General features: G+C 61.8%; 22 protein-coding genes and 1 tRNA gene. 6 read left to right on the top strand and 17 right to left on the bottom strand.

Going from position 1 to position 22,842, the window contains the following annotated elements; translation table 11 throughout:
* Together VMR39_RS18255 and VMR39_RS18260 are read right to left on the bottom strand one after the other, a co-directional pair.
* Positions 1-571 (bottom strand): TolB family protein (locus tag VMR39_RS18255; protein WP_422663730.1); only part of this gene is annotated, 571 nt, incomplete at its 3' end.
* Between the two features lie 116 nt (positions 572-687).
* Positions 688-762: transfer RNA gene (locus VMR39_RS18260), tRNA-Val, on the bottom strand.
* Between the two features lie 136 nt (positions 763-898).
* Between VMR39_RS18260 and VMR39_RS18265 the strand changes: the two genes are divergently transcribed.
* Positions 899-1,027: an entericidin A/B family lipoprotein gene (locus VMR39_RS18265; protein WP_179043543.1), complete on the top strand. Its 129-nt coding sequence runs from the start codon at positions 899-901 to the stop codon at positions 1,025-1,027.
* 39 nt (positions 1,028-1,066) lie between these two features.
* On the opposite strand, the gene VMR39_RS18270 is transcribed toward VMR39_RS18265, so the two are convergent.
* A complete protein-coding gene (locus VMR39_RS18270; protein ID WP_325417706.1) occupies positions 1,067-1,255 on the bottom strand; it encodes a hypothetical protein in 189 nt (62 codons plus the stop codon).
* 166 nt (positions 1,256-1,421) lie between these two features.
* On the opposite strand from VMR39_RS18270, the gene hslV reads away from it, so the two are divergent.
* Complete coding sequence (gene hslV, locus VMR39_RS18275; protein ID WP_325417708.1) at positions 1,422-1,988, top strand: ATP-dependent protease subunit HslV; 567 nt, start codon at positions 1,422-1,424, stop codon at positions 1,986-1,988.
* Between the two features lie 17 nt (positions 1,989-2,005).
* Positions 2,006-3,307 (top strand): ATP-dependent protease ATPase subunit HslU, encoded by a 1,302-nt coding sequence (gene hslU, locus VMR39_RS18280; protein WP_325417710.1) that lies wholly within the window; start codon positions 2,006-2,008, stop codon positions 3,305-3,307.
* A gap of 59 nt (positions 3,308-3,366) precedes the next feature.
* Here the strand turns inward: hslU and proS are convergent, their stop codons facing one another.
* The 3 genes from proS to phaR form a co-directional block, all read right to left on the bottom strand.
* A complete protein-coding gene (proS, locus tag VMR39_RS18285; RefSeq protein ID WP_325417712.1) occupies positions 3,367-4,893 on the bottom strand; it encodes a proline--tRNA ligase in 1,527 nt (508 codons plus the stop codon).
* 85 nt (positions 4,894-4,978) lie between these two features.
* Complete coding sequence (locus VMR39_RS18290; protein WP_325417714.1) at positions 4,979-5,320, bottom strand: hypothetical protein; 342 nt, start codon at positions 5,318-5,320, stop codon at positions 4,979-4,981.
* A 2-nt stretch (positions 5,321-5,322) separates the two neighbouring features.
* On the bottom strand, positions 5,323-5,895 hold the full coding sequence (gene phaR, locus VMR39_RS18295) for a polyhydroxyalkanoate synthesis repressor PhaR (protein WP_325417716.1): 573 nt from the start codon (positions 5,893-5,895) through the stop codon (positions 5,323-5,325).
* Between phaR and VMR39_RS18300 the strand changes: the two genes are divergently transcribed.
* Both VMR39_RS18300 and VMR39_RS18305 read left to right on the top strand, forming a co-directional pair.
* On the top strand, positions 5,894-6,982 hold the full coding sequence (locus VMR39_RS18300) for an alpha/beta fold hydrolase (protein WP_325417718.1): 1,089 nt from the start codon (positions 5,894-5,896) through the stop codon (positions 6,980-6,982). The two genes, phaR and VMR39_RS18300, sit on opposite strands and share 2 nt — an antisense overlap.
* A 51-nt stretch (positions 6,983-7,033) precedes the next feature.
* Positions 7,034-8,206, top strand: coding sequence for an acetyl-CoA C-acetyltransferase (locus VMR39_RS18305; protein WP_325417720.1), 1,173 nt, complete (start codon positions 7,034-7,036; stop codon positions 8,204-8,206).
* Between the two features lie 57 nt (positions 8,207-8,263).
* Here the strand turns inward: VMR39_RS18305 and alr are convergent, their stop codons facing one another.
* The 11 genes from alr to VMR39_RS18360 all read right to left on the bottom strand — a co-directional run bounded on the left by alr (position 8,264) and on the right by VMR39_RS18360 (position 21,584).
* The gene (gene alr, locus VMR39_RS18310; RefSeq protein ID WP_325417721.1) at positions 8,264-9,310 is read right to left on the bottom strand and encodes an alanine racemase; all 1,047 of its coding nucleotides are present in this window, start codon (positions 9,308-9,310) and stop codon (positions 8,264-8,266) included.
* Between the two features lie 25 nt (positions 9,311-9,335).
* A complete protein-coding gene (locus tag VMR39_RS18315) occupies positions 9,336-10,925 on the bottom strand; it encodes an MFS transporter (protein WP_325417723.1) in 1,590 nt (529 codons plus the stop codon).
* 60 nt (positions 10,926-10,985) lie between these two features.
* Positions 10,986-11,150, bottom strand: a complete 165-nt coding sequence (locus tag VMR39_RS18320; protein WP_325417725.1) for a hypothetical protein — start codon at positions 11,148-11,150, stop codon at positions 10,986-10,988.
* Positions 11,151-11,298: 148 nt separating this feature from the next.
* On the bottom strand, positions 11,299-12,081 hold the full coding sequence (locus tag VMR39_RS18325) for a hypothetical protein (protein WP_325417726.1): 783 nt from the start codon (positions 12,079-12,081) through the stop codon (positions 11,299-11,301).
* Positions 12,082-12,420: 339 nt separating this feature from the next.
* A complete protein-coding gene (locus tag VMR39_RS18330; RefSeq protein WP_325417728.1) occupies positions 12,421-12,792 on the bottom strand; it encodes a tRNA-binding protein in 372 nt (123 codons plus the stop codon).
* A gap of 104 nt (positions 12,793-12,896) precedes the next feature.
* The gene (locus VMR39_RS18335) at positions 12,897-14,897 is read right to left on the bottom strand and encodes an acetyl/propionyl/methylcrotonyl-CoA carboxylase subunit alpha (protein ID WP_325417729.1); all 2,001 of its coding nucleotides are present in this window, start codon (positions 14,895-14,897) and stop codon (positions 12,897-12,899) included.
* Positions 14,898-15,090: 193 nt separating this feature from the next.
* The gene (gene bioB, locus VMR39_RS18340; protein WP_325417730.1) at positions 15,091-16,095 is read right to left on the bottom strand and encodes a biotin synthase BioB; all 1,005 of its coding nucleotides are present in this window, start codon (positions 16,093-16,095) and stop codon (positions 15,091-15,093) included.
* Positions 16,096-16,158: 63 nt separating this feature from the next.
* A complete protein-coding gene (gene scpA / locus VMR39_RS18345) occupies positions 16,159-18,312 on the bottom strand; it encodes a methylmalonyl-CoA mutase (RefSeq protein WP_325417732.1) in 2,154 nt (717 codons plus the stop codon).
* A 92-nt stretch (positions 18,313-18,404) separates the two neighbouring features.
* The gene (mce, locus tag VMR39_RS18350) at positions 18,405-18,842 is read right to left on the bottom strand and encodes a methylmalonyl-CoA epimerase (protein WP_325417735.1); all 438 of its coding nucleotides are present in this window, start codon (positions 18,840-18,842) and stop codon (positions 18,405-18,407) included.
* Positions 18,839-20,023, bottom strand: a complete 1,185-nt coding sequence (locus VMR39_RS18355; RefSeq protein ID WP_325417737.1) for an acetyl-CoA C-acyltransferase family protein — start codon at positions 20,021-20,023, stop codon at positions 18,839-18,841. Before VMR39_RS18355 ends, mce begins: the two co-directional genes overlap by 4 nt.
* Positions 20,024-20,051: 28 nt before the next feature.
* Positions 20,052-21,584, bottom strand: coding sequence for an acyl-CoA carboxylase subunit beta (locus tag VMR39_RS18360; protein WP_325417739.1), 1,533 nt, complete (start codon positions 21,582-21,584; stop codon positions 20,052-20,054).
* Between the two features lie 125 nt (positions 21,585-21,709).
* Between VMR39_RS18360 and VMR39_RS18365 the strand changes: the two genes are divergently transcribed.
* Positions 21,710-22,842, top strand: a 1,133-nt coding sequence (locus VMR39_RS18365) for a helix-turn-helix domain-containing protein (RefSeq protein ID WP_325417741.1), incomplete at its 3' end; no start/stop codon positions are given.

The raw sequence follows: 22,842 nt of genomic DNA on the forward strand, positions 1-22,842 counted from the left end.
CGCCCTGCGTCAACTGCCGTTCCTGACCGCCGATCGGCTGCGCAAAGAGATTGCCGCCGCGCACGAAGGAAACGAACCCGCCCTTGGGGCTGACGACGCCGTTCAGTTCGCCGTCGGGTGTGTCGGTCACGCGCGTGACCTTGCCATCAAGTGCGGCGAGATAGAGATCGCCATCGACGGGCACCAGGATGGACTTGCCGTCCGGGGACCAGTCATAGCTGGTGATGCCTGTGCTGCCTGCGACGCTACGATCGCGTTCACGCTGCATCTTTTCCGCTTCGCTGAGTTCCGCGCCGCTGCCGGTCTTTTTCGAATCGACCAGCATTCGCTCCTCGCCCGTCTTGCTGTCGATCGCCCAGAGGTCGAGCCGCTCCTTCTCGTCGGCGCGGGGCTTAAGCAGCGTCACCAACGAACCGTCAGGCGACAGCTTCAACGCGCGGGGTTGCGGTCCGGCCAGATCGGGACTCGCAAAGACGCGTTCCAGTGTCAGCTGTTCCTGGGCGTGCGCGGAAACTGTGGAAATCAGCAACAGCGCGCCGATGGCTGCGCTGCTTTTCAGATAGGGGGACATGCTCATCCTTTTCCGGTCGGCGCGCGAACGCACCGCTTCATGGCGCAGGCTTAGCGCGTGGTGACGGAAAAGATCAATGCCGGGAAATAATATGTCCTGCCATGACCGGAAGGCCATGGTGGGCGCGACAGGGATTGAACCTGTGACCCCACCCGTGTGAAGGGTGTGCTCTACCGCTGAGCTACGCGCCCCCTTTAAGGAGGAGGCGGCCTTTCGCATCGGCTGAGCAGCCTGTCAACACATGTCCTTCGATTTGATGCAAAATGCTTTCCTGATGCGCCCCTCGACGCCTATAAAGCGCGTCAAATGTCCAGGAGTATAGCCTAAATGCGTCAAACCATCGCTCTGGTGATCGGAAGCCTGCTGCTTACCGCCCTCGCCGCCTGCAACACGGTGCAGGGTGTCGGCCGGGATATCGAATCGGTGGGGCGCGCCGGGAAGGATGCAATGCATTAAGAGGCAGATTTGGGGGGCTTTACTGCCCCTCTCCCTTGGCTATTGAAGGATGCTGCCGATCGCAGTCGCATTCTTGCTCAGCCGGACACCATCGCAATCCGGTTCGCCGCAATCGCAAGTCTCGATGGTGTAGCGCACGCCGCACATGACCAGCACATCCTGATCGAACGAGTAATTGGAAATACCCGCGCGTTCGACCTTTTCTTGTGCTCTGGCCTTGAGGGACATGATAACTCCTTCCAGTCCGCGATCATTCGTTGTGCAATGCACAATGTCAATTGACCGAAATTTGTTCCTGACAAATCTGTAAGAATATTGCCCCGGAAATGACACGTTCTGGCTCACGCGAAAGCCCGACTTGCACCGCGCCATGACGCGTCCCATATGCCGCGCCATGAATGACCAACGCAGTTCGCCCATGCCGGTCTGGCATGGCACCACCATCATGTCCGTCCGCAAGAATGGGAAGGTCGTCGTTGCTGGCGACGGTCAGGTTTCCATGGGCCAGACGGTGATGAAGCCCAATGCCCGCAAGGTCCGCCGCCTGCACGACGGTTCGGTAATCGGCGGTTTTGCAGGCGCTACTGCCGACGCTTTTACTCTGTTCGAGCGCCTCGAATCCAAGCTGGAGCGTCATAACGGCCAGTTGATGCGCGCCGCCGTGGAACTTGCCAAGGACTGGCGCACCGACAAATATCTACGCAACCTGGAGGCGATGATGATTGTCGCCGACAAGGATGTTACGTTGATCCTGACCGGCAATGGCGACGTGCTGGAGCCGCTGGGCGGCGTTGCGGCGATCGGTTCCGGCGGCAATTACGCCCTAGCGGCCGCTCGCGCGCTGGTGGAATATGAAAATGATGCCGAAACCCTTGCCCGCAAGGCGATGGGCGTCGCAGCAGATATCTGCGTCTACACCAACGACCAGCTCACCATCGAAACGCTCGACAGCGCTTCCTGAGAATTCAAGAAAAGATCATGAACGACAATCTGACCCCCAAAGCCATCGTCGCCGCGCTCGACGCGCACATCATCGGCCAGCAGGATGCCAAGCGCGCGGTCGCCGTTGCGCTGCGCAATCGCTGGCGCCGCCAGCGCCTGTCCGCCGACCTGCGTGACGAGGTGACGCCCAAGAATATCCTGATGATTGGCCCGACGGGCTGCGGCAAGACCGAGATCAGCCGCCGTCTTGCCAAGCTGGCCGACGCGCCCTTCGTCAAGGTCGAAGCGACCAAGTTCACCGAGGTCGGCTATGTCGGCCGCGACGTCGAGCAGATCGTCCGCGACCTGGTCGAGGAAGCGGTGCGCCTTGAGAAAGATCGCCGCCGCGAAGCCGTGCGCGAAGCCGCGTCGGAAGCGGCCATGGCCCGCCTGCTCGATGCACTGACCGGCAAGGAAGCGAGCGAGGCGACCCGCCTCTCCTTCCGCCAGAAGATCGAAGACGACCAGATGAACGAAGTCGAGGTCGAGGTGGAGGTCGCCGACAGTCCTTCCATGCCGATGGAAATCCCCGGCATGGGCGGTCAGGTCGGCATGATCAACTTGAGCGACATGATGTCCAAGGCTTTCGGCCAGCAGCAGAAGAAGCGCCGCAAGATGCGCGTCGCCGACGCCTGGGACAAGCTGGTTGAAGAAGAGCAGGACAAGCGGCTCGATCAGGACGACGTCGCCCGCGTTGCCATCACCAGCGCCGAGCAGAATGGTATCGTGTTCCTCGACGAGATCGACAAGATCGCAGTCAGCGACGTGCGCGGCGGTTCGGTCAGCCGTGAAGGCGTGCAGCGAGACTTGCTGCCGCTGATCGAAGGGACGACCGTTTCGACCAAATATGGCCCGCTCAAGACGGACCATATCCTCTTTATCGCGTCAGGTGCGTTTCATGTCGCCAAGCCCAGCGACCTGCTGCCGGAGCTCCAGGGCCGCCTGCCGATCCGGGTCGAGCTGAAGGCGCTGACAGAGGAGGATTTCGTCGCGATCCTGTCCGACACCAAGGCCAGCCTTGTTGCACAATATCGCGCGCTGCTGGCGACCGAGGAAGTGACGATCGACCTGACGCCCGAAGGCATCCGGGCCGTCGCGAAGATCGCTGCCGAAGTGAACAGCGAGATCGAGAATATCGGCGCTCGCCGCCTCCAGACGGTGATGGAAAAGCTGCTGGAGGATGTGAGCTTCGAGGCGGAAGACCGTCGCGGCGAAACACTGGTGATCGACAAGGCCTATGTCGACAAGCAGTTGTCGGCGGTGGCCCACGACACCGACCTCAGCAAATATGTGCTGTAACTGACTCTTTCGAGCGAGGTCGAGACAGGTTTCTCGACTTCGCTCGAAACGAACGGATCTTAGTAAGAGCGTCCGACCAGCACGCGTTCCACGGCCCGCCCGCCGGTGAAGATGCAGGTACCGTCCGCCGCGTCAGCATCGGTTGGCACGTTGCGCAGCGTCAGCTTTTCGCCCTTCAGCCACTGCACGACCTTCTCCAGTCCTGCGCCGGTCGGCTTGGCCCACTGGACCAGCGCCCAACCCGGATTCTTGCTCGCATTGAAATAGGCCTTCAGCGCCTCGAGGTCGGCGATCGATTTGTCGATATTGCCGTCCAACCGCGCCTTCGCATCGGCGAAGAGCGAGGACTGAATGTCCTCCAGCATCGCGACCGCACCCGCGACGAAATCGCCCTTTCCGACGATCTGGCTGTCGAGCTTGCCATCTTCACGATAGAGGCGGTCGCGGCGAATGACCGAGATATTGCCGCCAGCAACGTCGCGGCCGCCAACCTCGATCACGATCGGCGCGCCCTTCTTGACCCAGCTCCAACGCTTGGTTGCGGCCTTGGCCGGGCGCTTGTCGAGCAGCGCGCGGACCGGCTCGCGGAAGGCATCGAGGCCGTTCAGCTGGTTCACCAGGTCGGTGCAATAATCGACGATAGCGGCATCGTCTTCCGTATCGCGCAGCATCGGCACGACCACGACCTGATAGGGCGCGACGCGCGGCGGTACGCGCAGGCCGTCATCGTCACCATGGACCATGATCAGGCCGCCAATCATACGGGTCGACATGCCCCAGCTGGTTGTTTGCGCGAGTTCCTGCTGCCCTTCGGCATTCTGGAACTTGATATTCTGCGCCTGGCTGAAGGTCGTGCCCAGGAAGTGCGAGGTGCCGGCCTGCAGCGCCTTACCATCCTGCATCATCGCCTCGATCGAATATGTCGCGACAGCGCCAGGAAAGCGCTCATTCTCCGGCTTCTCACCCGCGACCACCGGCAGGCCGACGCATTCCTCGGCGAAGCTCCGATAGACTTCCAGCATCTTCATCGTCTCTTCCATCGCCTCGTCGACGGTCGAGTGGGCAGTATGGCCTTCCTGCCAGAGAAACTCGCTGGTGCGCAGGAACATGCGGGTGCGCATTTCCCAGCGGACGACATTGGCCCACTGGTTGATCAGCACGGGCAAATCGCGCCAGCTCTGCACCCAGCGGCTGAACGCGGCACCGATCACCGTTTCGGAGGTCGGGCGTACGACGAGCGGTTCTTCCAGCTTGGCCTCGGGATCGGGCACCATCTTGCCGTCTTTCTGGATCAGGCGGTGATGAGTGACGACCGCCATTTCCTTGGCGAAGCCATCGACATGCTCGGCTTCCTTCTCGAAATAACTGAGCGGAATGAAGAGCGGAAAATAGCAATTTTCATGACCCGTCTGCTTGATACGGGCGTCGAGCAACGTCTGGATACGTTCCCAGATGCCATAGCCCCAGGGGCGAATGACCATGCAGCCGCGCACGCCGCTCTCCTCCGCCATGTCGGCTTCGGTGATGACGGCCTGATACCAGGCGGCGAAATCCTGTTCGCGGGTAACATTAAGGGCGTGCTTCACGGGTATCGGACCTTGGCTAGTCGTAAAAGAAGAATGGCGGGCCATAGGCCAGACGCGCCATGCCTGTCGACCCCTTGAGCAGTGGTCAGGCGGCCGCGCTCATTCGGTCCAGCCACGCAAGCGCCTGTTTCGGTTCACCCACCGCGTCTGCAGCCGCAGGACCACGCGCCGCCATGAAATCCCGATGCAGCCGGAACGGCTCAAGGCCGAGCGTATCGCGCATCGCGTCGATCTCGTCCGCCAGTTCGGTCAGCGCCGCGATTGTCGGCGCAGTGCGGGCGATCGCGGCCTTATCCTTCTGATGGCCGAACAGCCCCCAACGGCCGCCTGCGGTCACGCGCAGTGCCGCAATGAGGGCGCCGCGATACTCGCCCTCAAGTTCCTCGCGGCGGCTATCCAGACGCTCCAGCCGATCAGCCTTCGCCATGTTCAGCTCAGTTTGTCGATCTTCGCATTGAGCGCGGCTAGCTGAGCCTTGAGATCATTGATCTCTTCATCCTTGCTGCCTTCCGAAGCGGGCGGCGTCGGGGTCGCGCCAGGCATTCCGGGCACGCCAGTTCCGAAGGCGCTGGCGGCGGCTTCGAACATCTGCATGTTGCGCTTGGCGATCTCGGCCAGAGGGCCGCCGCCGAACGCGCCCTTCATCGCTTCCTGGAACTGCTGCTGGTTCTTGCGGAAGGCATCCATCGACGCTTCGAGATATTGCGGGACCATCGACTGCATCGAATCGCCATACATGGCGATGAGCTGGCGCAGGAAGTTGACGGGCAGCATGTTCTTGCCGCGCTGTTCCTCCTCCATGATGATCTGGGTCAGCACATTGTGCGTGATATCCTCGCCCGTCTTCGCGTCGACGACGACAAACTCGCGACCTTCACGAGTCATCTGCGACAGCAGATCGAGCGTGATGTAACTGGAAGTTTCGGTATTATAGAGTCGCCTGTTGGCGTACTTCTTGATGACGACCGGTTCTGCTTCATTGACGGTCTTGGATTTGGTCATGGATTCCTCTCCCACACCTGCACTTACCGCATTAGCACAAGGTGATGCCGCACCGCAACATGGGCCGCGCCCTTTGCCCCTTTTTCTCAACATTTTATGGCGCGAAACGGAGTGTGATCCGGAACTGCGACGTCGTGCTTTCGCAGGATTACGCAAATATCAGGAAGCGCGCCGGTCTCCTTCGGCTTCATCAGCGAAATGCGTTGCGACCGCTGGAACTGCCCGCCTGCTTAGATATGGCGCGGTAAATTATCGTTTTCCGGTGGTTTTCATTCCGTCGCTGATCAATCCTCCGCAAGTGCTGGACCTTTCGGAGAGCCGCTCCTTGCTGCGCCACATGGGCGCAGCAGGACATGAGGCCTATCTGGTCGACTGGGGTACGCCAACGGTGCAGGACGCAACGCTTGGACTTGATGGCCATGTAACAGAGCGGCTACTGCCGATGCTCTCTACCCTGTCTCGCCCGCCCATATTGGTAGGCTATTGTCTGGGCGGCAGCCTTGCGCTCGCTGCTGCGGCATTGCAGTCCTTCCCAGCGGTGTCGACTATAGCGGCACCATGGAAGTTCGACTGCTTTGCCAAGGCGGACCTCGACCTGATCGGCGGGCTGTGGGAGAGTGCCAAGTCCATGTGCGAAAGTATCGGCTATGTGCCGATGGAGGTGCTGCAATCAGGTTTTTGGGCGATGGATCCGGCGCGGACCATTAGGAAATATGCGGACTTTGCTGATTTAGCCGTGGAATCGGATGAAGAGCGCGCCTTTCTTGCAGTCGAAGATTGGGCCAATGGCGGCGCCCCGCTGACATTCGCGGCGGGACGGGATCTTTTCGAACAATTCTATGCCGCAAATGCGAGCGGCAACGACCAATGGAGGATAAACGGTCGTACGATCAGTCCGTCCGACCTCGAATGCCCAAGCCTTTCGATCGTTTCGATCGGTGATCGTATTGTCCCCGCCGCTGCTGGCCCTCGCCTGCGCGAAAAGTGGAGCCTGTCGCTTGGTCATGTTGGTATGGTGGTGGGCGGCAGAGCGAGAGAGATGCTATGGGAACCACTATCCGTTTGGCTTTCCAGTCATGGCGGTTGATGCTATGTGCAACTGCGATAAAAACATCCATCACCAATGAGGATCAAGGCTTTGTCAGACATCGTCATTACCGCCGCCAAGCGCACGCCTGTCGGCAGCTTTCTGGGTGCCTATGCTTCGACTCCAGCGCATGTGCTGGGCCAGACCGCGATCATCGCCGCGCTTGAACAGGCTGGTGTTGCCGCAGATGAGGTGGATGAGGTTATTCTCGGCCATGTATTGACCGCAGGGCTGGGTCAGAACCCTGCACGGCAAGCCGCTGTGGCCGCAGGTATCCCTGTCGACCGCACCGCGTTCGCCATCAACCAGGTGTGCGGTTCGGGTCTGCGCGCCGTGGCGCTTGCGGCGCAGGCTATTGCCAATGGCGATGCGAGTATCATGGTCGCCGGCGGTCAGGAGAACATGTCCCTCGCACCCCATGCGCAGTTCCTGCGTGGTGGGCAGAAGATGGGCAATGTCAGCCTGGTCGACACCATGATCGTCGATGGCCTCACCGATGCTTTCAATGCCTATCATATGGGCATAACCGCCGAAAATCTCGCGGAAAAATACCAGATTACCCGTGAAGAACAGGACGCGTTCGCTGTCGGTAGCCAGAATAAGGCGTCGGCTGCCCGCGCTTCGGGGCGTTTCAAGGATGAAATCGCCGCAGTGACGGTCAAAGGTCGCAAGGGCGACACCATCGTCGATGCCGACGAATATATTCGCGACGGTGCGACGGTCGAGGCGATGCAGGGGCTGAAGCCGGCCTTCAAGAAGGATGGCAGCGTCACCGCCGGCAATGCGAGCGGCCTGAATGATGGCGCGGCCGCGCTCGTGCTGATGACCGCAGACGAGGCCGCCAAGCGCGGTGCGACCATTCTCGGCCGGATCGCCGGCTTCGCCACCAGCGGTGTCGATCCGTCGATCATGGGCATTGGGCCTGCTCCGTCGAGCCGCAAGGCACTGGCGAAGGCCGGCTGGTCGGTCGGCGACCTTGACCTGATCGAAGCCAATGAAGCCTTTGCCGCGCAGGCGCTGGCTGTCGGCAAGGAATTGGGCTTCGATCCGGATAAGGTCAACGTCAATGGCGGCGCGATCGCTATTGGCCATCCGATCGGTGCATCGGGCGCGCGTGTGCTGACCACTTTGCTCTACGAAATGGGCAAGCGCGACGCGAAGAAAGGCCTCGCCACGCTTTGCATCGGTGGCGGTATGGGCGTCGCCATGTGCATCGAGCGCTGAGACCTGCCGACTGACAGAAAGGCCGCCGTTCCAGAGGGATCGGCGGCCTTTTCCGTATCAGGTCCAGAGCCGGTCGTACCGTGCGCCAAGGCCGGTGATCAGCTCATATTGCGACAGACCTGACGCAGTGGAGGCATCGCCAAGATCATAGGCGATGTCGAGCCATTCGCCCTCGCCGACATCCGGATGAGCGCTGACATCGACCGCCACCAGATCCATCGAAACCCGCCCCAGCACGGGCAGGCGCGCGCCATCGCGGCAGGCGGCGCCACGCCCGGAAAAGCCGCGGAGATAGCCATCGGCATAGCCCAGATTGAGCACTGCTATCTCCAGATTTTTTTCCGCAAGGTGGGTCGCGTTGTAGCCGATCGTGTCTCCCGCCAGCACGCGTCGGCGTTGCAGCACTTGCGCTTGAGGCTGGACAACAGGCCTTATATGCTGCGCAGCGATGGATGAAGGGATGCCGCCATAAAGCGCCAGTCCGGGTCGGGTCAGGTCGAACCCGAAATCCGTTCCCAGGCAGATGCCCGCGCTATTGGCGAGGCTGAAGCATGGCGCCGACACCCGGCTACGGACCTGCCGGAAGCGGTCCAGTTGTGTTGCGTTGAGCACCGTGTCCTCATCGGCCGAGGCGAGATGGCTGAGCAGGGTCGCCATTTCCAGCCCCTCGACCACAGCCGCCAGGTCGCCGCGCCAGTCGAGGCCCAGCCGGTTCATGCCGGTATCGACCATGACGTCGCATATGCCGCCGCCCGCCGCCCGCCAGCGCGCCACTTGTTCGGGCGTACACAGGACGGGCCGGGCGCGGGAGCCTAGTGCCTGCGCCATGTCCTCCTGCCGCACGCCATGCAGCACCGACAGGCTGATCCCGTCTTCCAGTAGATGCTCGACGGCGGCCGCCTCGCCCCAGTTGGAGACGAAGAAGTCGCGGCAGCCTGCGTTGATGAGCCGCTTCATCACCTCGACCGCGCCCAAGCCGTAGCCATTGGCCTTGATCGCCGCGCCGCACGCCGCATGGCCGCTCATGGCCGACAGCCAGCGCCAGTTGGAAACGAGCGCAGCGCCATCCAGGCGCAGGCGTAGCGGAGCGATATAGCCGTGCATGACGGTGCCGATAGCCTCCCCAGCTTCAGGCGTCGAGGGGGCGATCCTTCGTTTCGGGCAAGGCGATGAGGCAAGTGACAAGCGCAAGTGCCACGACCGCCAGCGTATACCATAGCCCGGCATAGGGATCGCCCGTTCGCGCGACGATATATTGGCTGACCAGAGGCAGGAAGCCGCCGAAATAGCCCGTGCCGATATGATAGGGGATGGAGAGCGACGAATAACGGATACGCGCCGGAAAATATTCCGACAGCAGCGCCGCCACCGGCCCATAAGTTGCCCCCGACAAGGTCCAGAGCAGCAGCAAGGCGGCGAACAACTTCATGGCGCGCGGCCAGTCCGGCGTCACCGCGCCGAAGTCATATCCGCCTGCTTTCAACGCAGCATCCAGTCCCGCGGGACTGAGGTCATCCACCGGCCGGTCGCCGATGGTCACGCCGGACGTGGCCGACACCCGGCTGTCATAAGGGATCCCACGCTTGGAGAAGTGATCGAGCAGTTTGCCACAGATGGTCGGCTGGACCTTGGCGAAGGGATCGAAGCGGCAGTCGGGGCCACCCACCACCACCGGTGCGCGGCTGGCCGCCTGCTGAAGCGCCGGGTTCGCCGTCGCCCCCATATATTGGTAGAGCGGCAGCGCCAGCAGCAGCACCAGCGCATAGCCGATGACGATGGGCTTCTTGCGCCCGACCCGGTCGGACAGCCAGCCGAAGAAGATGAAGCTGGCGACCCCGGCGAAGGCGCTGCCGCCTACCAGCAATTGCGCCATGCCCGGTGCGACATGCAGGCCGTTCTGGAGGAAGTAGAGCGCCTGAAACATCACGGTATAGGCGATGACGGTGAAGCCCGCAGCGATCCCGATCATCGCGACGAACATCCGCCGCTTGTTGCCCGGCGCGGTGAAGGATTCCTTGAGCGGGTTCTTCGCCTGCGCACCCGCGGCCTTCATCGCGGTGAAGACGGGACTTTCATGCAGCATCAACCGCATCCAGAGCGATATGCCAAGCAGCAGCAGCGACAGGATGAAGGGTATGCGCCAGCCCCAATCGTCCCACACGGCCTTGCCCACGATCCATTGCGTGCCGACGACGACGATCAGCGACAGAATGAAGCCGCCAATCACGCCGGCCTGAATGAAGCTGGTATAGAAGCCGCGCTTTCCCGTCGGTGCGTGTTCGGCGACATAGATGGCCGCGCCACCATATTCACCGCCAAGCGCCAGTCCCTGCGCGATCCGCAGCAGGATCAGGATGATGGGTGCGGCTATGCCGATACTGGCGGCCGATGGCGTCAGGCCGACGCCCGCCGTCGCTGCGCCCATCAGGATGATGGTGGCCAGGAACGTATATTTGCGCCCCAGCCGATCCCCCAGATAGCCGAACAGCATCGCGCCGATCGGCCGGAAGGCGAAACCTATGGCGAAACCGGCGAGCGTATAGAGGAGTTCGACGGTCGGATTGTCGGTCGGGAAGAAGGTACGCCCGATGATCGGCGCGAGCACGCCATAGATGTAGAAATCATACCATTCGAAGACGGTACCCAGTGCAGACGCGGCAATGACCAGCCGGTCGCGCCGTGCGTCCATCACATAGTCGCTGCCGACCGATTGCGTCATTCCACCCCCGAAGTTCACACTGTCACTGGATGCCGCGAAGATCCCCGTTTTTGCCGAAGTTCACAGTGTCGCAGGGCGATGCCGAACGGTCATCGTGCCGAAGTTCACACCGTTGCAGGGCATCATGGAGAGGACGGACGCGGGGCCGGGAATCGCCATCGAATTGGGCGTGGCGGTAAAGTTCACACCATCGCCGGGATAATGTTTTTCCCAATAGCCTGGCATATCTATACCCCTATCCAGAAAGACCATCGCCGCCCCACCCCGCACCTGTAAACCGCCACTGCTCGACTATGACGTGCAGAAGGCGTGTAGGACAGCTTTCATTGATTCTCTCTACGAATATGGAAGCAGCCGTCCGTTCCCAGCATGATCAATATACTGGTTCAGTCGTCTCTCGTGAAGTTGTGGGCGTGGCCAGCCCGTGCGCGGCGCACAGCTTACGTACCCTTGCAGCATAGGTTTTTGATGCTTCAGGGTGCAAAACAATCCCATCGATCAGCGTGGTCACATCGACTTTGGGAGCATAAACACGGAAATTCGGATTCGCCGTCAGCGCGAAATGATCTTCCAAAAACTCCTGAAGCCCAAGTTCGTCATTCGGAGGTAACGTCATTACCGCCCGCATTTCCGCTTCATACCGGAAGGTGATGTCCTTATGCATGATGTATTCGAAAATGTTGCCCCATGGTAGCCGATCTGTTGAGTAGTCAATATATCGGATTTTCCCCATGAGGGCTGCAGCTGGTAACGCCTTGCGTAGACTAGAATATGTCGTCCTGATCGCTACGGCGCGCTTAGTATTCGTGTAGCATCGCCACATCGAATAATTTTCGTGTTTGTTCATGTGCCAGCACGAAATGTAATAATGAGGACGAAAATTCTTTGCGAAGTATGCAAAAAATTGTCTGTTGTGAGCGACGGTCGCTCGATGCTCTTCAGTTGCAGCGTTTTCGTATTCCTGCTTCCACCACTCGATTCCCCCCGGAGGTGTCGAGCCTTCGCGGGGGTCGCCCAGATTGTCAGCGGTAGGCATGAACAGTCGTCCATGCTCCAGCAGCCACTCAAATTTATCCGAGTCCATATAGCGCCAGACCACCTGTAAATGGTCATCCGGCTGTGGAAAGGACGGGTGAATGTGGGGCCGATCTATCATCGAACCAATATCTATATGGATGGCACCGATCGCAATGGGTCATCACGAATCTTAGCTTCTTAAGCGGGCTATTTTGCGGCGCCCCGGCAGCTTTCGGGACCACCGTAACTTAATGTAAGCGACAGAATTTGGTCGTTGTTGCCATTCACCTACAGCCGCCATCCTGACGAAAGTCAGGATCCATTCAGCGCTACGTCCGAAGTCGAGAGGAAGCTCTAAATGGATCCCGGATCAAGTCCGGGATGACGGCTGCGGGAAGCGGCGGATTTCAGGCGAAGCCGCGAAACAAACGGACGGCAATTCCTGGTCGTCAGCAGACGCACTGCTATCGATCCGATTTCAAAACAACCGCGATCCGTTGGGTACGAGCTTGTCCGGTGCGAACAAGGTCACGGCGCCGCCTTCGTCGGCGAAGCCCAGCGTCAGGACTTCGGACATGAATTTGCCGATCTGGCGCGGCGGGAAGTTGACCACGGCGGCGACCTGGCGTCCGGGAAGGTCTTCGATCCCGTGGTTTTCGGTGATCTGGGCGCTGGATTTCTTTTGGCCGATCGTCGGACCGAAATCGATCAGCAGCTTGTAGGCGGGCTTGCGGGCTTGCGGATAGGGTTCGGCCGAGACGATCGTTCCGACCCGGATGTCGACCTTCAGGAAATCGTCGAAGGTGATCGGGTCGGCGGCGGGAGCGCTGGGGTCGTGCGTCAGGTGCAATCCAAACCTCCGTTCGGGCTGAGCTTGTCGAAGCCTGCCCTTCTCTTCAGGAAAAGAACAGCCCTTCGACAGGCTCAGGCGAACGGAAGTTGAAGATTGGATCCTTACTCCAGTTCCAAAATCACCGCGTCCACCGGCAGGCTCTCGCCCTGCGCAGCCGATACGCTCTTGACCGTGCCGGCCTTCCCGGCGCGGAGGATATTTTCCATCTTCATCGCCTCGATCACGGCGAGCGGCTGGCCGATCTCGACCTTGTCGCCTTCCTTGACGTTCAGTGCGACCAGAAGGCCGGGCATCGGGCAGATGAGGAACTTCGACAGATCGGGCGGGATCTTTTCGATCATATGCGCGGCATAGGGCGCGGCATGGGCGGGCAGAATGCGCAGCTTGTGGCTGGCTCCATGCGCCGTCAGCACGAAACCGGCACGCGCCGGCGCGATCCGTACGGCGAGTTGCTCCTCGCCGAACTCCGCCTCGATCAGGCGGTCGCCGGGCGTATATTCCAGTGCCATGTCGATTTCTTCGCCGTCGACCGTCACTTCGTCACCGTCGATCACCACATCATGGACGGCGTCGCCAATCTTCACCTGCCAGCCGGTCGGTGGTGCGAGGCGCTTGCCGAGTTGCCCTTCGATCCGGCGGGCGCGGTCGGCCTGCGCCATGGCGGCGAAGGCGCCAACCGCCGACAGCCGCTGGAGCAGTTGCGGCGACGCCGGCGCGCCGGTGAAGCCCTCGGGATATTCTTCGGCGATAAAGCCGGTGGTGATGTTGCCCGAACGGAACCGCTCATGCTGCATCAGCGCGGAGACGAAATCGATATTGTGGCCCGGCCCCTCGATCTCGAACTTGTCGAGCGCCTCGATCTGCTTGTCGATCGCTTCGAGGCGGGTGGGCGCCCAGGTGATGAGCTTGGCGATCATCGGGTCGTAAAAGATCGACACCTCGCCGCCTTCCTGCACGCCATCATCCACGCGGATCAGCGCGCCGCTTTCGTCCGTCCCGGTTTCGGGCGGATTGTAGCGGATCAGGCGGCCGGTGGACGGCAGGAAGCCGCGATAGGGATCTTCGGCATAGACGCGGTTCTCGATCGACCAGCCGTTGATCTTCACATCGGCCTGATTGAAGCTCAGTTCCTCGCCATTGGCGACGCGGATCATCTGCTCGACCAGGTCGACGCCGGTGATTTCTTCGGTGACGGGATGTTCCACCTGAAGCCGGGTGTTCATTTCGAGGAAGTAGAAACCGTCGCCGGTCTTGTCCTCGCCGCTGACGATCAGTTCGACCGTGCCGGCACTGAAATAGCCGACCGCGCGGGCGAGCGCGACGCACTGTTCACCCATCTTCTTGCGCATTTCCGGGCTGACGAAGGGCGACGGCGCTTCCTCGACAACCTTCTGGTGGCGGCGCTGGATCGAACATTCGCGCTCGTTGAGGTAGACGATATTGCCGTGCTGGTCGCCCAGGATCTGGATCTCGATATGCCGCGGGCTTTCGATGAACTTCTCGATGAAGACGCGATCGTCGCCAAAGCTGTTGAGGCCTTCGCGCTTGGTCGCCTCGAAACCTTCGCGGACGTCCTGCTCGCTATAGGCTAGGCGCATGCCCTTGCCCCCGCCGCCGGCCGAGGCCTTCATCATCACCGGATAGCCGATCTCGTTGGAGATGCGGACGGCATGTTCGGTGTCCTCGATCACGCCGACGAAGCCGGGGACGACATTGACGCCCGCTTCCATGGCGAGCTTCTTGGACTCGATCTTGTCGCCCATCGCCGCGATGGCGTTGGCGGGCGGGCCGACGAAGATGATGCCCTCGGCGTCCAGCGCCTTGCGGAAGCTTTCGCGCTCGGACAGGAAGCCATAGCCCGGATGCACCGCGTCGGCGCCGGTGGCCTTGCACGCTTCGATGATCTTGTCGGCCAGCAGATAGGATTGGGCGGCGGGCGGCGGGCCGATATGCACGGCTTCATCGGCCATCAGCACATGCGGCGCGCGGGCGTCGGCATCGGAATAGACCGCAACGGTCTTGATGCCCATCTTCCTGGCCGTGCGCATGACACGGCACGCAATTTCGCCACGGTTCGCGATCAGGATCTTGGTGATTGCCATTATAATTCCTGTCCCAGTCCTTGTTCTAAACTCCGTTCGGTTCGAGCGTGTCGAGAACCGCTTCTCGACCTCGCTCGAAGCGAACGGTTGTTGCTAGTCGCCGTGCATGAACATGCCCGTATCGACCATGATCCAACGATCGCTGACAGAATTGCGATGGCTATCGCCAAGCACCCCAATAAGCGGATCAATCCTATTCAGCCGCCTCCAGTTCGACCTTCACTTCGGCCTGCATCGGCACGACGCCGAGCTTGGCAAACAGCGCCGCGTCAGCATTGTCGCCGGCGTTGGCGGTGGTCAGCAGTTTGTCGCCAGTGAAGATGCTGTTCGCGCCGGCCATGAAGCAGAGCGCCTGACAGCTATCCGACATGCTCTCGCGACCCGCAGACAGGCGCACCATGCTCTCCGGCATCACGATCCGCGCGACCGCGACGGTGCGCACGAACTCGATCTCGTCGATCTTGGCGAGGGGCGTGTCGGCCAGCATGTTGCCCAGTACGGTACCCTTGACCGGGACCAGCGCGTTGATCGGTACGCTCTGCGGATGGACCGGCAGGACGGCCAGCGCGTGGAGGAAGCCGACGCGGTCCTCCCGCGCCTCACCCATGCCGACGATGCCGCCGGAGCAGACATTGATGCCTGAATTGCGGACATTTTCCAGCGTCACCAGACGATCGTCGAAGGTGCGGGTGGTGATGACCTTCTCATAATGTTCCGGCGACGTGTCGATATTATGATTGTAATAATCGAGGCCTGCCTCCGCGAGCATATCCGCCTGGCTTTCGCTGAGCATCCCCAGCGTCATGCAGGTTTCCATGCCCATCTGGCGCACGCCCTTCACCATCTCCACGATGGCGGGCATGTCGCGGTCCTTGGGATTGCGCCAGGCCGCGCCCATGCAGAAGCGCGAGCTGCCGGCGTCCTTCGCCTGCGCCGCCGCCTGCATCACCGCCTGCACGCTCATCAGCTTTTCGGCCTTGAGACCGCTTTCCGCCGACGCCGACTGGTTGCAATAGCCGCAATCCTCCGGGCAGCCGCCCGTCTTGATCGACAGCAGGGTGGACAGCTGCACCTCGTTGCGCGGGAAGTTCGCGCGGTGGATCGACTGCGCATCGAACATCAGGTCGTTGAAGGGCAGGTCGAACAGCGCGGCGATTTCCTCGCGCGTCCAGTCGTTGCGGGCCTTAAGCATGGGCATCCTCCGATTGTCGGACGAAATCAATAAACAATCGAGCGCAAACTGAAAAGATAGAAACGGACGTCAAGCGGCTTCCTCCAGCCCCGCCGGGGGCATGTTGTGGCCGAGAAGGCGCAGCACGTCGGCGGCGCACTCCACGACATTGGAACCCGGCCCATAAATCCCCTGGACCCCTGCGTCACGAAGATAGTCATAATCCTGCGGCGGGATGACGCCGCCGGCGATCACCTTGATGTCGCTGCGCCCCTTTTCGCGCAGGCGGTTGATGAGCTCGGGGATCAGCGTCTTGTGGCCCGCCGCAAGGCTGGACGCGCCGACGACGTCGACCCCGGTATCGAGCGCCAGCACCACCGTTTCTTCCGGCGTCTGGAACAGCGGGCCGGACACGACATCGAAACCCATGTCGCCGAAGGCGGATGCAATGATGTTGGCGCCCCGGTCGTGTCCATCCTGCCCCATCTTGGCTACAAGAAGTTTGGGCTTACGACCGAGGCGCCGTTCGACGGCCTGCACTCCGTCGAGAACCTGTTGCCAGCGACTGTCCCCTTCATAGGGGGCGGCGTAGACGCCCTTTACAGGCGTCGGCTGTGTGCCATAGCGGTTGAAACTGTCCTCCATGGCGGCGGAGATTTCGCCCAGCGTCGCGCGCGCACGGGCGCACTCAACGGCGTGGGCGAGAAGATTGGTCTCGATCGACTGCGGCGCGGCGGCGGCCTCGCGCAGCGATTGCAGCGCGGCCTGGCACGCGTCTTCGTCGCGTTCCGCCTTCACCCGGTTGATGCGCGCGATCTGCGCTTCGCGAACCTTGGTGTTGTCGACTTCCAGCGTTTCGAGCAGATCCTCGTTGGCGAGGCGATATTTGTTGACGCCGACGATGACGTCCTCGCCCCGGTCGACGCGGGCCTGACGGGCAGCGGCGGCGGTTTCGATCATCGCCTTGGGCCAGCCTGCGCCCACGGCCTTCGCCATGCCGCCTTCGGTCTCGACGCGGTCGATGATTTCCTGCGCCGCATCGACCAGTTGCTGGGTCAGCGCCTCGATATAATAGCTGCCGCCCAGCGGGTCGACGACATTGCACATGCCCGTCTCTTCCTGGATGACGATCTGCGTGTTGCGCGCGATGCGGGCCGAGAAGTCGGTCGGCAGTGCGATCGCTTCGTCCAGCGCATTGGTGTGGAGCGACTGGGTGCCGCCGAGCATCGCCGCCATCGCCTCGATCGTGGTGCGCATGACGTTGTTATAGGGATCCTGCTCGGTCAGCGAGACGCCTGACGTCTGGCAATGGGTGCGCAGCATCTTGGAGCGCTCGTCCTGCGCGCCGAGCTTGGTCATGACGCGGTGCCACAGCACGCGGGCGGCGCGGAGCTTCGCGATCTCCATGAAGAAATTCATGCCGATGGCGAAGAAGAAGCTCAGCCGCCCGGCGAACTTGTCGATATCGAGGCCCGATGCCACGCCATAGCGCACATATTCCGCGCCGTCCGCGATGGTGAAAGCCAGTTCCTGCACCTGCGTCGCCCCGGCTTCCTGCATATGATAGCCAGAGATAGAGATGCTGTTGAACTTGGGCATCTCGCGACTGGTATAGCCGAAAATGTCCGAGATGATCCGCATCGAGGGTTCGGGCGGGTAGATATAGGTGTTGCGGACCATGAACTCCTTGAGGATGTCGTTCTGGATGGTACCGTCGAGCAGCTTGCGCTCGACCCCCTGCTCCTCGCCCGCGACGATGAAGAAGGCGAGGATCGGAATTACCGCGCCATTCATGGTCATGCTGACCGACATCTTGTCGAGCGGAATGCCGTCGAACAGGATCTTCATGTCCTCGATCGTGTCGATCGCCACGCCGGCCTTGCCGACGTCGCCAACGACGCGGGGATGGTCGCTGTCATAGCCGCGATGGGTGGCCAGGTCGAAGGCGACGCTCAGCCCCTTCTGACCGGCAGCAAGGTTGCGGCGGTAGAAGGCGTTGGATTCCTCGGCTGTCGAGAAGCCCGCATATTGGCGAATGGTCCAGGGACGGCCCGCATACATCGACGCGCGCACGCCGCGGGTGAAGGGGGCAAAGCCGGGAAGGCCAGGATCGACGGTCACGTCCTCAGCGGTGTAGAGCGGCTTCACCGAGATACCTTCCGGGGTGTCCCAGTTCAGATCCTTGCCCTTCACTTCCTTGGCGGCAGCGGCGGCCCACTGGTCCAGCGTCGGCTTGTCGGTCACTTCACACTCTCCGTTCGTCTCGAGCGCAGTCGAGAGACGATATGGTTGCGCTATCCGTGTCTCGACTTCGCTCGACACGAACGGCAGTGGGTTCAATGCGCCTCTTTGGGCGTCTCCATGATCTCGGTGAGCACGCCGTTCATGTCCTTGGGATGGACGAAGAAGATCAGCGTGCCATGCGCGCCGATGCGCGGTTCGCCGAGCACCTTCTTGCCCAGCCCCTCGAACCAGGCCTTGGCCTCGTGGATGTCGGGCACTTCATAGCACATATGATGCTGCCCGCCGGCCGGGTTCTTCGCGATGAAGCCGTGGATCGGGCTGTTCTCACCCAAAGGCTCGATCAGTTCGATCTGCGTGCCGCTAGTGCCATTCTCGCCAGGCGTGTCGACGAAGCAGACCTTCACCCCCTGCGCCGGCAGGTCGAACGGATCATGCGTCAGCGTCGCGCCCATCACGTCGCGATAATAGGCGAGGCTCGCCTCCAGCGACGGCGTGGCGACGCCGATATGGTTGAGGCGGCCGAGTTTCATGCCACCGCCTCGATCACCAAGGCGATGCCTTGTCCGCCGCCGATGCACATCGTCACCAGAGCATATTTGCCGCCGGTCCGCTTCAGTTCATAGGCGGCCTTGATGGTCAGGATTGCACCGGTCGCGCCGATCGGATGGCCGAGCGAAATGCCCGACCCATTGGGATTGGTCTTGGCCGGGTCGAAGCCCAGTTCCCTGGCGACGCCGCAGGCCTGTGCGGCGAAGGCCTCGTTGGATTCGATCACGTCGATCTGGTCCAGCGTCAGGCCGGCGCGCGCCAGCGCCACTGGTACTGCCTTGACCGGACCAAGGCCCATGACGGACGGTTCGACGCCGGCATGGCCCCAGGACAGGATCTTCGCCAGCGGCTTCAGCCCCTGTTCGGCCACCGCCTTGCCGCTGGCCAGCACCACAGCGCCCGCGCCGTCATTGATACCCGACGCATTGCCCGCCGTGACGGTGCCGTCCTTCTTGAATACAGCACGCAGGCCCGCCATGCCTTCGATCGAGGCGTCGGCGCGGACATGTTCATCCGTGTCGAAGAGGGTAACGCCCTTGCGCGTCTTGATCTCGACCGGGACGATCTGTTCCTTGAAATAGCCGGCGGCGATCGCAGCGGAAGCGCGTCGATGACTTTCGACGGCTGCTTGGTCCTGATCCTCGCGGCTGATGCCGCAGCGTTCCGCGACATTTTCGGCGGTCACGCCCATATGGATATTCTCGAACGGGTCGTGCAGCGCACCGAGCATGGCGTCGACCATCTCGATATTGCCCATCTTCTGCCCGTTGCGTGCGGCCAGCACCATGTGCGGGGCATTGGACATGGACTCCGCACCGCCGGCGACGGCGATGTCATGCTCGCCCAGCGCCAGCGCCTGCGCCGCCGAGACGATCGCCTGAAGGCCAGACCCGCAGAGGCGGTTGACGTTCATCGCGGGCGCATCGATCGGCACGCCTGCATTTACGGCCGCCACGCGGCTGACATAGGCGTCCTTGGGCTGGGTCGGCACGACGGTGCCGATCACCACATTCTGAACCTTGTCCGCCGTAATGCCGGCGCGGGCGATCGCTTCGCGGATGACGATGGTGCCCAGTTCAGCGGGGCGGAGGGACGCCAGCGAGCCGCCGAAAGTCCCGATGGCCGTACGTGCGCCGCTGACGATGTAGATGTCGTTGCTCATATCAATTCCTGGTCCTGAAAGTCGCGGCTTAGAGCGGGATGTTGTCGTGCTTCTTCCAGGGATTCTCCAGCGCCTTGTTGCGCAGCTTGCGGAGGCCCAGGGCAATGCGCTTGCGGGTCGAATGCGGCTGGATCACCTCGTCGATGAAGCCCTTGCTCGCCGCGACGAACGGGTTGGCGAAGCGGTCTTCATATTCCTTGGTCTTTTCGGCGATTTCTTCGGGCGTCTTGCCGCGGAAGATGATCTCGACCGCCCCCTTGGCGCCCATCACCGCGATCTCGGCGGTCGGCCAGGCATAGTTGAGGTCGCCGCGCAGATGCTTGGACGACATGACGTCATAGGCACCGCCATAGGCCTTGCGCGTAATGACGGTGATCTTGGGTACGGTCGCCTCGGCATAGGCGAAGAGCAGCTTGGCACCATGCTTGATGATGCCGCTATGTTCCTGCGCGGTACCCGGCAGGAAACCCGGTACGTCGACGAAGGTCACGATCGGGATTTCGAAGGCGTCGCAGAAGCGCACGAACCGCCCGGCTTTCTTGGACGAGTTGATATCGAGTACGCCGGCCAGCACCATCGGCTGGTTGGCGATGATGCCGACCGTCTTGCCCTCGATCCGGCCGAAGCCGCAGAGGATGTTGCCCGCATGGGCCGGCTGCACTTCGAAGAAATCGCCCTCGTCCACGACCTTGCGGATAAGTTCGTGCATGTCATAGGGCTGGTTGGCGTTGGCCGGGATCAGCGTGTCGAGGCTTTCCTCTTGTCTGTCCCACGGGTCCGCGCTCGGGCGCTCCGGCACGGGTTCCTTGTTGGACGCGGGCAGGAAGTCGACGAAATCGCGCACCGCCAGCAGCGCTTCCAGATCATTTTCGAACGCCACGTCGGCAACGCCTGACTTGGTGGTATGGGTGATGGCACCGCCCAGTTCCTCCTGCGTCACGACTTCGTTGGTGACGGTCTTGACCACGTCCGGGCCGGTGACGAACATGAAGCTGCTGTCCTTCACCATGAAGATGAAGTCGGTCATGGCGGGCGAATAGACCGCGCCGCCCGCGCACGGCCCCATGATGACGCTGATTTGCGGGACGACGCCCGACGCCAGCACGTTGCGCTGGAAAATCTCCGCGTAGCCGGCGAGCGAGGCCACGCCTTCCTGGATGCGTGCGCCGCCGCTGTCGTTGAGGCCGATCACCGGCGCGCCGACCTTCAGCGCCATGTCCATGATCTTGCAGATCTTCATCGCGTGCCGTTCCGACACCGCGCCGCCATAGACGGTGAAGTCCTGCGAAAAGACGAAGACGAGGCGGCCGTTGATCGTGCCCGATCCGGTGACGACGCCGTCGCCGGGGATATGCTGTTCGTCCATGCCGAAGTCGATGCAATTATGCTCGACATACATGTCCAGCTCTTCGAAGCTGTCCTCGTCCAGCAGCACTTCGAGCCGTTCGCGCGCGGTCAGCTTGCCCTTGGCATGCTGGCCGTCGATGCGGCGCTGGCCGCCGCCCAGACGCGCGGCTTCCCGCTTGGCTTCCAGCTGTTCGATGATGGCGAGCTTCGACATTCGTGCATCTCTCCGGATTTGCGGCAGCGGCCGCCTTGCACATCCCCTTCCCAGCCTTGGCCAATTTTCGCAAATGCGAATTTGCCAATTTGCAAATCGCGATTTTGCAAATTAGGGTAGGATTTATGGCACGCGGCAACCGTATCTTTGCAGGTCCACGCCTGCGGCAGCTTCGCCTGGACCATCGGATGGACCAGGCGACGATGGCGCAGGCACTGGGCATATCCGTATCCTATCTCTCGCAGATGGAAAATGACGATCGCCCCCTGACCGCCAAGGTCAAGGCGGCGCTCGCCAGCGCCTTCCCCACCGACTGGGCGAGTTTCGACAGCCGTGAGGAGGAGCAATTGCTGGGCGCCTTTGCCTATGCCCTTGCCCATCCCGAACTGCCCGGCACGCCGATGGAGCCGGAACGGATCGAAAAGCTGCACCTGCAATTTCCAGAGTTCGCGGCGCGCTATGTCGATCTCTACAATGCCCATATGCGCGCCAATGAGCGGATCAACATGATCGAGGAGGCGATCGCCAACGATCATGAGGTGCAGGCGCGCCTGCCGTGGGAGGCTGCGCGCGACTGGTTCCATGAGGCGGGCAATTATGTTCACGCGCTCGACTGCCTGGCCGAGGAGATGGCCGAAAGCTTCACACAAGGGCAAGTACTGGACGAGGGGATGCTGGTCGAAGCCCTTGCCCGTCGCCACGGCATCGAGACGCTGATCGCCGAGACGCCCGACAGTGCTCTGCGCGCCTATCGCGCGGCTGACCGACAACTGTTCGTCAACGCAGCGCTGCCGACCGAGAGCCGCAAATTCATGCTGGCGCACCAGCTTATGATGCTGGAGGGGCAGGCGGTGATAGCCGATGTGGTGAGCAAGGCCGCCCTTCCCGTCCCTGGCGCCGACCGGCTGCTGGCGATCGGCCTTGGCAATTATGCCGCGGGTGCGCTGCTGATGCCCTATGCCCCCTTCCGCGAGGCGGCGCGGGCGATGCGGCATGACATCGACCGGCTTGCGCGGACCTTTGGCGTCAGTTTCGAGCAGGCCTGCCATCGCCTGTCGACGCTGCAAAGGCCGGGGCTGCGCGGCATTCCCTTCTTCTTTTGCCGGGTCGACATGGCAGGCAACATCACCAAGCGGCACAGTGCTACGCGGCTGCAATTTGCGCGCTTCGGCGGGGCCTGCCCGCTGTGGAACGTGCATCCCGCGGCCACCTGCATGCACTCTTCGAGCGGCTTGTTGAGCTTGTGCTCCAGCAGGCG

This window comes from Sphingobium sp. (assembly GCF_035511395.1).
Classification (GTDB): Bacteria; Pseudomonadota; Alphaproteobacteria; order Sphingomonadales; family Sphingomonadaceae; genus Sphingobium.

What these genes read in the sequence shown, in the direction of transcription:
- VMR39_RS18270 (WP_325417706.1), bottom strand. Translation starts at nt 1,255, where the DNA reads ATGTCCCTCAAGGCCAGAGCACAAGAAAAGGTCGAACGCGCGGGTATT.
- VMR39_RS18320 (WP_325417725.1), bottom strand. Translation starts at nt 11,150, where the DNA reads ATGCCAGGCTATTGGGAAAAACATTATCCCGGCGATGGTGTGAACTTT.
- hslU (WP_325417710.1), top strand. Translation starts at nt 2,006, where the DNA reads ATGAACGACAATCTGACCCCCAAAGCCATCGTCGCCGCGCTCGACGCG.
- alr (WP_325417721.1), bottom strand. Translation starts at nt 9,310, where the DNA reads ATGCACGGCTATATCGCTCCGCTACGCCTGCGCCTGGATGGCGCTGCG.
- VMR39_RS18360 (WP_325417739.1), bottom strand. Translation starts at nt 21,584, where the DNA reads ATGTCGAAGCTCGCCATCATCGAACAGCTGGAAGCCAAGCGGGAAGCC.
- VMR39_RS18335 (WP_325417729.1), bottom strand. Translation starts at nt 14,897, where the DNA reads ATGGCAATCACCAAGATCCTGATCGCGAACCGTGGCGAAATTGCGTGC.
- mce (WP_325417735.1), bottom strand. Translation starts at nt 18,842, where the DNA reads ATGAAACTCGGCCGCCTCAACCATATCGGCGTCGCCACGCCGTCGCTG.
- VMR39_RS18325 (WP_325417726.1), bottom strand. Translation starts at nt 12,081, where the DNA reads ATGATAGATCGGCCCCACATTCACCCGTCCTTTCCACAGCCGGATGAC.
- hslV (WP_325417708.1), top strand. Translation starts at nt 1,422, where the DNA reads ATGAATGACCAACGCAGTTCGCCCATGCCGGTCTGGCATGGCACCACC.
- VMR39_RS18355 (WP_325417737.1), bottom strand. Translation starts at nt 20,023, where the DNA reads ATGAGCAACGACATCTACATCGTCAGCGGCGCACGTACGGCCATCGGG.
- VMR39_RS18300 (WP_325417718.1), top strand. Translation starts at nt 5,894, where the DNA reads ATGGATTCCTCTCCCACACCTGCACTTACCGCATTAGCACAAGGTGAT.
- VMR39_RS18315 (WP_325417723.1), bottom strand. Translation starts at nt 10,925, where the DNA reads ATGACGCAATCGGTCGGCAGCGACTATGTGATGGACGCACGGCGCGAC.
- phaR (WP_325417716.1), bottom strand. Translation starts at nt 5,895, where the DNA reads ATGACCAAATCCAAGACCGTCAATGAAGCAGAACCGGTCGTCATCAAG.
- VMR39_RS18265 (WP_179043543.1), top strand. Translation starts at nt 899, where the DNA reads ATGCGTCAAACCATCGCTCTGGTGATCGGAAGCCTGCTGCTTACCGCC.
- VMR39_RS18290 (WP_325417714.1), bottom strand. Translation starts at nt 5,320, where the DNA reads ATGGCGAAGGCTGATCGGCTGGAGCGTCTGGATAGCCGCCGCGAGGAA.
- bioB (WP_325417730.1), bottom strand. Translation starts at nt 16,095, where the DNA reads ATGCCCATGCTTAAGGCCCGCAACGACTGGACGCGCGAGGAAATCGCC.